A 12,807-nucleotide genomic window follows, 5' to 3' on the forward strand; every position below is an offset into this window, starting at 1 on the left:
ACGACCCGCGAAAGGAGGCGGAACGCCGGCGCTTGGCGGCGTCGGTGTTTAGCCAGCGCGCGGCTGCGCGGTTTATGACAGCTCGTTTACCCAATCGGCGAGTTGGCCTTGATGCGCGGAAATATGGGCGTTTACATCAGGGCTGTATTTTCCGCCTTGGCCGTAGGCGTAAATGTTCGGAAGAATTTGCTTGACATTCGCGCTCACCTCGTTGTTGGCGAGCAGCGATTTGACAAGCCGTTCGATTTGTTCACATTCGGAAACCGTTCCGCAGCAATCGAGTTGGTGTTCAGATAAAATATCGCGGAGAACGGTCAATTGGTGGCTATGGTCGAGCGGCATGCCGATCACCATCCTTTAGCAAAGCTGTACGGTTTTAATATGTCCGGGCCTGGGGGCGTTTATGCCTAGGCGTTTGCTTCTTCAAGCGCGGTTATACTAACAGCGTAGCGTCAAAACAACAAACGGAAACGAGACAGAGGTGTCAATATGCGTTTGCGCAACAAACCGTGGGCGAAAGAAAAGATCGCCGCTTACCCTCAGTATGTCATCCCTGACCCGGAAGCGAAGCGCGGGCGGTGGCATGAGCTGTTTGGCAACGACCGGCCGATCCATATTGAAATCGGCACCGGAAAAGGAAAATTTATTACCGAAATGGCGGAGTTGCACCCTGACATCAATTTTATCGGCATTGAGCTGTACCCGAGCGTGCTCGTGTCAGCGTTGGATAAGCTGATCGAGAGCAAGCTGCCAAATGTGCGGCTGCTTAATGCCAATGCGAAAGATCTTGCCGCCTTTTTTGCCGACGGAGAAATCGCGCGCCTTTACTTGAATTTTTCCGATCCGTGGCCGAAAAAGCGGCACGAGAAACGGCGGCTCACATACCGGGATTTTTTGGCGCTCTATGACCGCATTTTGTCCGCGGACGGGGACATCCATTTGAAGACGGACAATCAGCCGTTTTTTGAATATTCGCTTGTCAGCTTGTCACAATACGGGTTTGTGCTCGCGGCGGTCCAACTGGATTTGCATCGGAGCGATGTTGTTGGCAACGTCATGACGGAGTATGAAGAAAAGTTTTCCGCAAAAGGAAACCGCATTTACCGCTGCGAGGCGCTTCGTCCGCCCAAGCGGCCATAACGGCCCGACCTGTTTGGTCGGGTTTTTTATTTTCTTTCCGGTTGATGAAGAAAATGGTACACTAAGAAAAGGGGGGAGAAGAATATGGAACAGTTAAAAGTCGGACAAGTGACATTGACCTGGCTGAACGGAGGCGTCACACATCTTGACGGCGGGGCGATGTTTGGCGTTGTGCCCAAACCGCTTTGGTCGAAAAAATATCCGCCGAATGACAACAATCAAATTGAGCTGCGAACCGACCCGATTTTGGTCGAAGCGGGCGGCAAACGGCTGCTCATTGAGTCCGGCATCGGCAACGGCAAGCTGACTGACAAGCAAAAGCGCAATTTCGGCGTCACCGAGGAATCGTCGCTTGACGAGTCGCTCGCTGCGCTTGGGATGACGCGCGGCGATATTGATATTGTCATCATGACCCATCTTCATTTTGACCATGCATGCGGGCTGACGGTTTGGGAAGATGGGCGGCTCGTGCCGGCGTTTCCGCGCGCAGCGATCATCACATCGGACGTTGAATGGGAGGAAATGCGCGCGCCCAACATCCGCTCGCGCAATACGTATTGGAAAGAAAATTGGGAACCGATTGCCGACCAAGTCATTCCGTTTACGAAAGAAACGGAAGTCGTCTCCGGCATCCGCGTCATACATACGGGTGGGCATAGCGCCGGCCATGCGATCGTGTTGATTGAATCGGATGGGGAGATGGCGATCCATCTCGGCGATTTGCTCGGCACGCATGCCCATCAAAACGTCCTTTGGGTGATGGCGTATGACGATTACCCGATGGACTCGATTTTTGCCAAACAGCGGTGGCTTCCGTACGGCATCGAGCGGAACGCTTGGTTTACGTTTTACCATGATGCCTATTACCGCGCGGTCAAATGGCGGGAAGACGGCGCGATCGCCGAGCAAGTGAAGCGAAACCGGCCGGCGTTATAGCGGTTTCGTGTCAACAATGGCGCCGGTGTACGCGTTCACCCAAAACTCGTCATCCCCGTCATCGCGGCAAATGCCGCCGCGGTAGACGGTGTACGTCAACCCGTTTTTCTCATACCGTTCCGGAGCGGCCTGAATCCATGAGCCGCGGATTGAGAGCGGCCCGCCGAGCGATTGTTTCGCGATGGCCAGCGCTTTTTCCGGCGCAAGAAGCGCGGGCCGCGATGCGGCGCGGATGGCGTAGACGGCGGCGGCACCGACAGCGGCGCCAACAACCCATTTTTTCCAAGCCATGTATTTGTTCCTCCTTTTGCCTTGATACGGTTTAGTATAGCCGATTTTGGCGGAAGATGTAAGCAGGGCGGAAAAAACGGAAAGCACTGAATTGATATGAAGAAGGGAGAACCGTGATGAACGTAGAAACGTTGCAACTGTTTCAAACGCTGACCGAACTGCCGGGGGCGCCGGGCCATGAACACGCGGTGCGGCAATTTATGCGCAAAGAGCTCGCCAAATACGCCGATGAGATCGTGCAAGATCGCCTCGGCAGCATTTTCGGCGTCAAGCGCGGCGACGAGACAGGCCCAACGGTGATGGTCGCCGGCCATATGGATGAGGTCGGGTTTATGGTCACAGCGATTACCGAGCACGGCATGATTCGCTTTCAAACGCTCGGCGGCTGGTGGAATCAAGTGCTGCTCGCCCAGCGCGTGCAAATTATCACGAACGACGGGCCGGTCGTCGGCGTCATCGGCTCGATTCCGCCGCATTTGCTCGATGAGGAGCAGCGAAATAAACCGATGGAAATCAAACATATGCTCATCGACATCGGCGCGGAAAGCCGTGAGGACGCCGAGCGGATCGGCATTCGCCCGGGTCAGCCGATCGTGCCGGTCAGCCCGTTCACGGTGCTGGCGAACGGGAAAACGGTGATGGCGAAAGCGTGGGACAATCGGTTCGGCTGCGGGCTCGCCATCGAGCTGTTAAAAGAGCTGAAAGACGAAGCCGTGCCGAACGTGTTGTATGCCGGAGCGACGGTGCAAGAGGAAGTCGGGCTGCGCGGGGCGCAGACGGCGGCAACGATGATCAACCCGGACATCTTCTTCGCCCTTGAGGCGAGCCCGGCGAACGACATGTCTGGCGACAAACAGGCGTTTGGCCAGATCGGCAAAGGAGCGCTCGTCCGTTTGTACGACCGGACGATGGTGACGCACCGCGGCATGCGCGAGTTCGTGCTCGATACAGCGGAGGCGCTTGATGTCCCGTATCAGTTTTTCATTTCTCCGGGCGGAGGAACGGACGCCGGGCGGGTTCATATCGCGAACCGCGGCGTGCCGTCGGCGGTCATCGGCCTTTGCGCCCGCTATATTCATACGCATGCGGCGATCATTCACGTCGATGATTATGCGGCGGCGAAAGCGCTCATCGTTGAGCTCGTCAAACGGTGCGACCGGGCGACGGTCGAAGCGATCCGCGCCAACAGCTAAACAAAAAACGAATGGCGGCAAAGAGGCAAAACGATAGGAAAAGCTAAATAAGATAAGGGGGAGAAGCGTCGGCTTCTCCTTTTCCATGCCAAGGAGGGCGAACCATGAAGACGATGGCAGTCGGAACAAAAAACGAAGCGAAAATCGCCGCCGTCCGCGCGGTGTTCGGGGAGACGGACTATCGCATCGTTCCGCTTGAGGTGCCCTCAGGCGTCTCCGCTCAGCCGCTTTCGGACGAAGAAACGCGTCTTGGCGCGATCGAGCGCGCCAAGCGGACGCTTGAAGCGGCAGAGGCGGACATCGGCATCGGTCTTGAGGGCGGCGTTATGAACATAGACGGGCAATGGTGGCTTTGCAACTGGGGAGCGCTCGTTGACCGAAACGGCATCACGGTTGCTGCCGGCGGCGCGCGCCTCGCCTTGCCGCCGGAGATCGGCGCCGGGCTTGAGGCGGGGCGTGAGCTCGGCGAACTGATGGAGGAGTATACAGGGCGGCGGAACATCCGCACAAAGGAAGGGGCGGTCGGCGTATTTACGAACGGACGCATCGACCGCGCGGCGATGTTTTCCCACATCGTTCAACTGTTGGCCGGCCAATACGAATTTTTTTGTCAAAACGGGCCGTTCACGGTATGATGGAATGGGGAGCGGCCCAGAAGCGACAAGGCAAGGGGGAAAGAGATGAACAGCCGGCAAATGTATGAAATGATCAAGGAACGTCTCAAAACCCATCCGCACTGGACGTTCCACTTTGATGCCAAACAAGACACGATGCGCATCGAAGACCGCCGCACGAAAAAAGGGGTGACGATCTCGCTTCCCGGCGTGATCGCCAAGTGGCACGAACAAAAAGACGAAGCGGTGCGCGAAATCATTTATTACGTAGAAGAAACGCTGAAAACGATGGAAGAAACGGCAACGCTTTCCGGAAACGAGCGGAACATTTATCCCGTCATTCGGTCGACGTCGTTTCCGACCGAAACGAAAGAAGGCGTTCCGCTTTTGCATGATGATCATACGGCGGAAACGCGCATTTACTACGCGCTTGATCTAGGCAAAACGTATCGCCTGATCGACGAACAAATGATGGAAAAGGAAGCATGGAACCGTGAGCGGGTGAAGGAAATCGCCCGCTTTAACGTCCGTTCGCTGCCGGCGCCGGTGAAAGAAGACCGCGTCGCCGACAACGTGTTTTATTTTGTCAACACGAACGACGGCTATGATGCGAGCCGGATCCTAAACGATGCGTTTTTGGCCGAGATGCACACGCGCATCGAAGGAACGATGGCGTTGGCCGTTCCGCATCAAGATGTGCTCATTATTGCCGATTTGCGCAATGAGATCGGCTACGATGTGCTCGCGCAAATGACGATGAGCTTTTTTGCCGGCGGTCGCGTGCCGATCACGGCGCTGTCCTTTTTATACGAAAACGGCAAACTCGAACCGATTTTCATTTTAGGAAAAAAACGGAGAACGTAAGGCATAAGGAGGAGTCAAGCAATGAACGTGTTCTACAACCGCGAAGGGATCGGTGATGTGTTGCTCGTATCGCTAAAGCCAGCGGCTGACGAGGAGCGGGCGTTTACGAAACAAGGCGATGTCGTCCGCATCGTTTCTGAACGCACCGGCGAGACGGTCGGCTATAACATTTTTTCCGCTTCTTCCTACTATCCATTTTCTGGAAGTGGACCGCTTGACGTCAACGACGAGCTTGTTGGCATCATCAATGATATTTTGGCGAAAAACAGCTGTGACGAACGGATTGAAGCGGACTTGTCGCCGAAATTTGTCGTCGGATATGTGAAGGAAAAAGCGAAGCATCCGAACGCTGATAAGTTGAGCGTCTGCCAAGTCGATGTCGGCGATGAGGTGCTGCAAATCGTCTGCGGGGCGCCGAACGTCGCTGAAGGGCAAAAAGTCGTCGTCGCGAAAATCGGCGCGGTCATGCCAAGCGGCCTTGTCATTCAAGAAAGTGAACTGCGCGGCGTCCGGTCATCCGGCATGATTTGCTCGGCGCGCGAACTCGGGCTGCCGAACGCCCCGCAGGAAAAAGGGATTCTTGTGCTCTCCGATGAGTATGAGGTGGGGCAACCGTTCACGTTTTAACGGGGCAATAGGCAAGAGCCGGACGATATTCAGCCTGAACGTCACTGGCATAGACTCCAGTGGCGTTTTTTCCGACACCGAATGAATAGAAAGAGTGGAACGACCAATGAAATTTTGGAAACGATGGCTCCGTTTTTTAACGGATGAGGAGGAACACGAACAACCGGCCGGTGGAAAACGAATGGATCACAGGACGGAACGCGCCGAGGCGAAAGTCGTGTACCAGTATCCGCAAGGCCGCTTCCGCTTTCCGCTCATTCCGGACGATCATTCCCCACGGGCCGAGGAGACGCTGAGGCGAATGGCCGGCGAAGAAAGCAAGGTGAAGGCCCCGCGCCGCCCAATCGCCGATCCGGTGAGAGAATCGGCGGAAAAAAAGCCGTTCCGCCCGTCCGATGTGCCGTCTCCTGTGTTTGGATATGATAAGAATCGTAATGAATGGCGGCAACGGCTGACGGAACAAGGAACGATCGCCGCTGTGAGGATCGCAGACAAGGCGAGCCACCGTCCCGGGATGCCGACCGTCAATGAGCAAGCTGGAAACTTGTCAAGCGATCAAGCGCTTTTGTCTCGCCCTTCTCATTTAGCCGAAGCCGCCGCGCCGCAGGGGACGTTGCAAAGAGTTGGACGAAGCGGCGAGGAGGGAGCGGCGGCCGGCCGGCCGACGGAAAAAGAGAAGAACGCCAAAGCTGACGCGGCCGTACATATCGCCACATCGGACGCAGAACAACGGATAAATGAAGCGACCGGAAAAGACGTTCTTGGCGAAGCGCCATTTACCGAGACGGTGGCAGAAGCGAAAGAGCGTCCAGCCGAGCTTGTCAAGGAAGAAGCGATCCTTGGCGAACCGGCATTCACTGGGACAGCAGCGGAAACAGAAGAGCAGGTAGAAGGAGGCACTCCGGCAAAGGATGGCGTTTCTGAAGCGAATGCAGCATTGACGCGGCCGGCAGTAAAAGAAACAGAACAGACAGATGGGCTTATCTGGGAGGAAGAGGGCGTCTCTGATGCGAGGTCCGCGGCGGCGATGACGATGGTTGAACCGGCGGCCGCGGAAATGAAAGACGAACAAGCACATGTGCCGCCTGGCGAAGTGGCAACCGCGGCGGAACCGGAAGGCAGCTTCCATGAAGGCGGAGATATACGGTCAGCCGCGCGAACGGAGGAAAATAGATTAAGCCAGCCGGATCACGGCGGTGACGAACAACAAAAGGAAACGATGAAGCTGTCGGCGGAGAGCGATAACGGAAATGCAAGGGCTGTTTCCCAAGAAGGAGAGGAGGGGCCGCTTCGCCTCCCATTGCCGCCTGGCGAAACCAAGCGGCCCATCGACCGCCACCGCCCGGAACGAGCGCGCGTTCCGTACAACGTGATGATGCTAAAGCAAGACCGGCGCAAGCTCGAAGAAAAAGCGGCCCGCCGCCCGGGCGGTTATTCGCTGCCGCCGCTGTCGCTCCTTACGCCGCCGGGGGAGGCGGCGGCCTGCGATGAGCAATGGATTCGTGAACAATGCGCCCGTTTGGACCGGACGTTTGAGAGCTTCCATATCGGCGCGAAAGTGGTTCATGCGACACAAGGGCCGACAGTGACGCAGTTTGAAGTGCAGCCCGATCTAGGGGTAAAAGTGAGCAAAATTACGAGCTTAACGGATGACATCAAGCTGAGCTTGGCGGCAAGAGATATTCGGATCGAAGCGCCCATTCCGGGAAAACGGACGATCGGCATCGAAGTGCCGAACCCGTCAAGCCGGCCGGTGCAGCTGCGGGAGATTTTGGAGAGCCGCGCGTTTCGCGAGCGCCGTTCTCCGCTCACGGTCGCGCTCGGGCTCGATATTAGCGGGGCGCCGATCGTGACGGACATCCAAAAAATGCCTCATGGACTCATCGCCGGAGCGACCGGGTCGGGCAAAAGCGTATGCATGAATGCCATGCTTGTCAGCATGCTGTATAAAGCTGCCCCGCACGAAGTGAAGTGGCTGCTCATCGACCCGAAAATGGTCGAACTGGCCCCGTACAACGGGTTGCCGCATTTGCTCAGCCCGGTCATTACAGAGGCAAAAGCGGCCGCTGGAGCGCTCAAATGGGCGGTCGGCGAAATGGAGCGGCGGTACGAGCTGTTTGTTCATGCCGGGGTGCGCGATATCGAGAAGTATAACGCTTCGCTCCACGCCCAAGGGGACAGCGAACCGCTCCTTCCGTACATCGTCATTGTCATTGATGAGCTGGCCGATTTGATGATGGCCGCTCCGGCCGATGTCGAAGAATCGATTTGCCGGTTGGCGCAAAAGGCACGGGCGTGCGGCATTCACTTATTGATCGCCACACAGCGGCCCTCGGTCGATGTCATCACTGGTTTGATCAAGGCGAACATTCCGACGCGCATCGCCTTTTCCGTCTCTTCCCAAATCGATTCGCGCACGATTTTAGATGCGAATGGGGCCGAGCGGCTGCTTGGCCGCGGCGATATGCTCTTTTTGGAAAACGGATCGGCCAAGCCGGTGCGGCTGCAAGGATGCTTCATCTCCGATGAGGAAATGGAACGGGTGACGGCGTATGTGAAAGCGCAGCAAGAGCCTTCCTACTTGTTCAGCCCGGACGAGTTCCGGCAGACAGCGGCGTTCGGCGAGGAAGATGACGAATTATTCGATGAAGCGTGCCGGTTTGTCATCGCGCAAGGCGGGGCATCGACATCGAGTTTGCAGCGCCATTTCCGCATCGGCTACAACCGTGCCGCCCGCCTCATCGAGATGATGGAAGAGCAAGGGCTGATTTCTGAAGCGCGCGGCAGCAAACCGCGCGACGTGTTAATGAGCGAGGAAGAGTGGGCGCGTTGGCGCGAGCGGGGTGCATTGCAGGCGGACGGTTTTTCCCCTTCCGAACGGTAGTGTTTTGCTGCCGGGCGTGCTATAATGGGGAAATGAGACAGCCGGTACAGCAAAATGAAATAAATGGCAAAACTAGATGAATATCATATACTGTCTTACAGAGAGACGATGGTTGGAGGGCTTAGCGATGACAGTTTACCATTTTGTTGGCATTAAAGGCACAGGGATGGGTGCGCTCGCGCAAGTGCTTCACGATCTCGGCTATACAGTGCAAGGATCGGACGTAGAAAAATGGTTTTTTACGCAAAAGGCGCTTGAGGAGCGGGGAATCCCGGTATTGCCTTTTTCAAAAGACAATATTCGCCCGGGTTATACCGTCATTGCCGGCAATGCTTTTCCAGACACGCACGAGGAAATCGAAGCGGCCCGTCAGCTCGGCGTTCCTGTCATTCGGTACCATCGCTTTTTAGGGGAGTTGGCAGGCAAGTTTACGAGCATAGCAGTGACCGGCTCGCACGGGAAGACGACGACGACGGGACTGCTTGCCCATGTGATGCAAGGGGCGCATCCAACGTCGTATTTAATCGGAGATGGAACGGGAAAAGGGGAGCCGGGGAGCAAATATTTCGTATTTGAGGCATGTGAATATCGAAGACATTTCCTTTCGTATTTTCCAGATTATGCAATCATGACGAACATTGACTTCGACCACCCGGACTATTTCGCCAATATTGATGACGTCTTTTCTGCTTTCCAGCAGATGGCGGAGCAGGTGAACAAAGCGATTGTCGCTTGCGGGGATGATCCGTATTTGCAAAAGATTCAAGCAAAAGTGCCGATTTTGTTTTACGGGCTTGGCGAAGAAAACGATTTTCAAGCGCGCAACATCGTGAAAACGACAGAAGGGACGGCGTTTGACGTATTTGTGCGCAGCACGTTTTTTGCCTCGTTTACCATTCCGCGCTTTGGCACCCATAACGTGCTGAATGCGCTCGCAGTCATCGCCCTTTGCCATTACGAAGGGATTGACGCCGGCACGATCGCTGCGCGGCTGCAAACGTTCCAAGGGGTGAAGCGCCGCTTCAGCGAAAAAACGGTCGGACGCCAAGTGTTAATTGACGATTATGCGCATCATCCACGCGAAATTATGGCGACATTAGAAGCGGCTAGACAAAAATACCCGGGGCGCGAAGTCGTCGCCATCTTCCAGCCGCACACGTATACGCGGACGCAGACGTTTTTGCGCGAGTTTGCCGAAAGCTTGCAACAGGCAGACTACGTTTATTTGTGCGACATTTTCGGCTCGGCGCGCGAACATCATGGCAAGCTGTCCATTCGTGACTTGCAGGCGCAAATCCCGCGCTCGCAGCTGCTTGAGGAGCAAAACGTGTCCGTGTTGAAGCAGCATCGCGATGCGGTGCTTGTGTTTATGGGCGCCGGCGACATTCAAAAGTTTCAACAAGCATACGAACGGGCCGTTCTTTCCGCCTGACGGCCGACGGAAACGGGCCGGACGGCCCGTTTTTTAATCTTTTCCGCTAGGAAGACTCTCACTCGTGGACAAGAGAAAGGGAAGGGACGAATTCGGTTTTGCCCGAGGGGGATGGCCGGAATCCTCCGCCCCCGCCGGTCGATTGGGAAAGATCGGGCGTGAGGCAGGAAACAAAAGGCGGGATGTCGAAGTTTGAAAACGGGACAGAACGGGTACAAAGAGGACGAAACGGTCCGACAGGCAAGGGGGGGAATGAGGTGGAATGGCTTTTGTATGCGAGCGCCGCGCTCATCGCTGCCGCTTTTTTGCTTCTTTCGGTTTACATAGCGAGAACGCTCATTGTTTTGCAGGAGACGCTGCGCCGGCTGGCCGCGGCGGTCAGCCATGCCGATGAACAAGTGCAAACGGTTGCGAAGGAAGTGACCCAGCTTCTTCATACGGCCAACAGCATTGCCGGCGATGTGCAAAACAAGGCGGAAAAGTTAAACCATGCGGTCGAGGCGGTGAATGAAATCGGCGGCACTGTCCGGTCGCTGAACCGCGCGCTTCGGCAGACGGCAGCGGCGCTGTCGGCGAGAGCGGGTCAAGGGCAAGAAAAGTGGGCGAAAGCGCTGCGCTGGGCAAATGTTTTGCTTGATATATGGGAAAAATGGAGAGAAAGAGAACAACTGCGGGAAAAGGAGGGTATGCCAAATGGCGAAAAATAACGGTGGATTTTTGCTTGGAGCGCTTGTCGGCGGCATCGCCGGCGCGGCTGCTGCGATGTTTTTGACGAGCGAAAAAGGGAGGAAGTGGCTGAACGAGTGGAACAATAACGAAACATGGGAGCCGGTGAAAACGACCGCTGCTGAGTGGTTCGAGACGGCTAAAGAGAAAACGAAGGAAATCGCCCACTTCATCCCGCTGAAAACGGCTGAAGCGCCGGCCGGCGGGGAAGGTGTTGGAGAAACGACGATTCCGATTCCGCCATCCGCGGACAAGGCGGATCGCGAAACGCTCCAAAAGTTGCTTGAGGAAGCGGAAGCCGCGCTAGATAATGCCGAGCAAAACATGCCATATCGAAAAGAAGTGGAGTGAAGACGGTGGGAATGGAGAAACTGGAGACGACCGAACAGTTTGACCGTATCATGCAAGAAACGCGCCGCTTTTTGTTCGTTAAACATAGCTTGACATGCCCGATCAGCCAAGCGGCGTTCCGCGAGTGCGAGAAGTTTGCCGCCGATCATCCGGAGCTGGCCGTCTATTGCTTATACGTTCAGGAGGCGCGCCCGCTTTCCAACTACATCGCAGAGCTGACGGGCGTGAAGCACGAGTCGCCGCAAGTGCTGCTGTTTGAAAACGGCCAAGTCGTCTGGCATGCGTCGCACTGGAAGATTACGTACGAGGCGTTGAACACGCATACTGCCATCGCATAACCGCCTGCCCAGCGGGCGGTTTTTTCCGGCTGTTTTACTTTACTACTTAAAAGCGTTTAATCAAAAAAGCATTTTTTTCGTGACAACCGGTTTTTCATCCATTATAATAAAGACTAATTAAAAAACTTAACCGCTCTGTTTCTGGACGGGGGAAGCGCCTTGCGCGCGGCTTGCCGGCGTCCGGTAGGCGAGGCTAGAAGAGCGAAACATCGCACGATATTTGGCGAAAGGATGGGGGAAGCATGAGCAACGAGAGATTAGATGAGCTGCGGGCGAGAGTCGATGAAATTAATTTGCAGCTGTTGAAGCTGATCAATGAACGGGGGCGTCTCGTCCAAGAGATCGGGAAAATTAAAGAAGCGCAAGGGACGCATCGCTACGACCCGGTGCGTGAGCGGAAAATGCTCGATCTTATTTCCGAGCATAACGACGGACCGTTCGAAACGTCGACGCTGCAGCACATTTTCAAGGAAATTTTTAAAGCGGCGCTTGAGCTGCAAGAGGATGACCACCGGAAAGCGCTGCTCGTCTCACGGAAAAAGCATCCGGAAAACACGATTGTCGAAGTGAAAGGCGAACGGATCGGCGACGGCAACCAATATTTCGTCATGGGGCCGTGCGCCGTCGAAAGCTACGAGCAGGTGGCTACGGTCGCTGAAGCGGTGAAAAAGCAAGGCATTAAGCTGCTGCGTGGCGGCGCATACAAACCGCGCACATCGCCGTACGACTTCCAAGGGCTCGGTGTCGAGGGGCTGAAAATTTTGAAACGGATCGCCGATGAATTTGATTTGGCGGTCATTAGCGAAATCGTCACTCCGGCGGATATTGAGACCGCCTTGGATTATATCGATGTCATCCAAATCGGGGCGCGTAACATGCAAAACTTTGAGCTGCTGAAAGCGGCCGGCCAAGTCAATAAGCCGGTTTTGCTGAAGCGCGGCTTAGCGGCGACGATCGAGGAGTTCATCAACGCTGCTGAATACATTATGTCGCAAGGCAACGGGCAAATCATTTTGTGCGAGCGCGGCATCCGCACGTACGAGCGGGCAACGCGCAATACGCTCGACATTTCGGCGGTGCCGATCTTAAAGAAAGAAACGCACTTGCCGGTGTTCGTCGATGTCACCCACTCGACCGGGCGGCGCGATCTTCTCATTCCGTGCGCCAAAGCGGCGTTGGCGATCGGCGCTGACGGCGTCATGGCCGAAGTGCACCCAGATCCGGCCGTCGCTTTGTCCGACTCCGCCCAACAAATGGATATTGCCCAATTCAACGAATTTATGGAAGAAGTGCGCGCGTTCCAACGCCAGTTCGTTCAGGCGTAAAGCCATCTCCCCTTCGGTCTTGGCCGAAGGGGATTTTTTACTGAATTGTGCAAACGTTTTTTGGGCAAACTATCCATGAACGGTTT

14 protein-coding genes are annotated in these 12,807 nt (G+C 55.6%); 12 read left to right on the plus strand and 2 right to left on the minus strand.

Annotation, left to right across the window (positions count from 1 at the left end):
• Window positions 1–72: 72 nt before the first annotated feature.
• Window positions 73–342 carry a YtzH-like family protein gene (locus IC803_RS02785; RefSeq protein WP_081208106.1) on the minus strand — a complete coding sequence of 90 codons (270 nt, stop codon included), beginning with the start codon at window positions 340–342 and terminating at the stop codon, window positions 73–75.
• Between the two features lie 147 nt (window positions 343–489).
• Here IC803_RS02785 and trmB point away from each other — a divergent pair, with 147 nt between their 5' ends.
• On the plus strand, window positions 490–1,140 hold the full coding sequence (trmB, locus tag IC803_RS02790; protein WP_081208108.1) for a tRNA (guanosine(46)-N7)-methyltransferase TrmB: 651 nt from the start codon (window positions 490–492) through the stop codon (window positions 1,138–1,140).
• Between the two features lie 84 nt (window positions 1,141–1,224).
• Window positions 1,225–2,076, plus strand: coding sequence for a YtnP family quorum-quenching lactonase (locus IC803_RS02795; RefSeq protein ID WP_081208110.1), 852 nt, complete (start codon window positions 1,225–1,227; stop codon window positions 2,074–2,076).
• Here IC803_RS02795 and IC803_RS02800 read toward each other — a convergent pair.
• Window positions 2,071–2,367, minus strand: a complete 297-nt coding sequence (locus tag IC803_RS02800) for a PepSY domain-containing protein (RefSeq protein WP_081208112.1) — start codon at window positions 2,365–2,367, stop codon at window positions 2,071–2,073. The genes IC803_RS02795 and IC803_RS02800 overlap by 6 nt on opposite strands.
• A 116-nt stretch (window positions 2,368–2,483) precedes the next feature.
• On the opposite strand from IC803_RS02800, the gene IC803_RS02805 reads away from it, so the two are divergent.
• The 10 genes from IC803_RS02805 (at window position 2,484) to IC803_RS02850 (ending at window position 12,721) form a co-directional block, all read left to right on the plus strand.
• Window positions 2,484–3,560 (plus strand): M42 family metallopeptidase, encoded by a 1,077-nt coding sequence (locus IC803_RS02805; RefSeq protein ID WP_081208114.1) that lies wholly within the window; start codon window positions 2,484–2,486, stop codon window positions 3,558–3,560.
• Window positions 3,561–3,664: 104 nt separating this feature from the next.
• Entirely contained in the window at window positions 3,665–4,195 is a 531-nt protein-coding gene (locus IC803_RS02810) for a DUF84 family protein (protein ID WP_081208116.1), read from the plus strand.
• A 45-nt stretch (window positions 4,196–4,240) separates the two neighbouring features.
• A complete protein-coding gene (locus tag IC803_RS02815; RefSeq protein WP_081208118.1) occupies window positions 4,241–5,038 on the plus strand; it encodes a DUF1444 domain-containing protein in 798 nt (265 codons plus the stop codon).
• A gap of 21 nt (window positions 5,039–5,059) precedes the next feature.
• A complete protein-coding gene (gene ytpR / locus IC803_RS02820; RefSeq protein ID WP_081208120.1) occupies window positions 5,060–5,665 on the plus strand; it encodes a YtpR family tRNA-binding protein in 606 nt (201 codons plus the stop codon).
• Window positions 5,666–5,771: 106 nt separating this feature from the next.
• Window positions 5,772–8,549 carry a DNA translocase FtsK gene (locus tag IC803_RS02825; RefSeq protein WP_081208122.1) on the plus strand — a complete coding sequence of 926 codons (2,778 nt, stop codon included), beginning with the start codon at window positions 5,772–5,774 and terminating at the stop codon, window positions 8,547–8,549.
• 127 nt (window positions 8,550–8,676) lie between these two features.
• A complete protein-coding gene (murC, locus tag IC803_RS02830) occupies window positions 8,677–9,981 on the plus strand; it encodes a UDP-N-acetylmuramate--L-alanine ligase (protein WP_081208124.1) in 1,305 nt (434 codons plus the stop codon).
• Between the two features lie 257 nt (window positions 9,982–10,238).
• A complete protein-coding gene (locus IC803_RS02835; RefSeq protein ID WP_081208126.1) occupies window positions 10,239–10,688 on the plus strand; it encodes a DUF948 domain-containing protein in 450 nt (149 codons plus the stop codon).
• The gene (locus tag IC803_RS02840; protein WP_081208128.1) at window positions 10,675–11,058 is read left to right on the plus strand and encodes a hypothetical protein; all 384 of its coding nucleotides are present in this window, start codon (window positions 10,675–10,677) and stop codon (window positions 11,056–11,058) included. The genes IC803_RS02835 and IC803_RS02840 overlap by 14 nt, the downstream gene beginning before the upstream one ends.
• Window positions 11,059–11,063: 5 nt before the next feature.
• A complete protein-coding gene (ytxJ, locus tag IC803_RS02845) occupies window positions 11,064–11,396 on the plus strand; it encodes a bacillithiol system redox-active protein YtxJ (protein ID WP_081208130.1) in 333 nt (110 codons plus the stop codon).
• 242 nt (window positions 11,397–11,638) lie between these two features.
• On the plus strand, window positions 11,639–12,721 hold the full coding sequence (locus IC803_RS02850; RefSeq protein WP_081208132.1) for a bifunctional 3-deoxy-7-phosphoheptulonate synthase/chorismate mutase: 1,083 nt from the start codon (window positions 11,639–11,641) through the stop codon (window positions 12,719–12,721).
• Window positions 12,722–12,807: the final 86 nt, after the last annotated feature.

The organism is Geobacillus sp. 46C-IIa, assembly GCF_014679505.1.
Taxonomy (GTDB): Bacteria; Bacillota; Bacilli; order Bacillales; family Anoxybacillaceae; genus Geobacillus.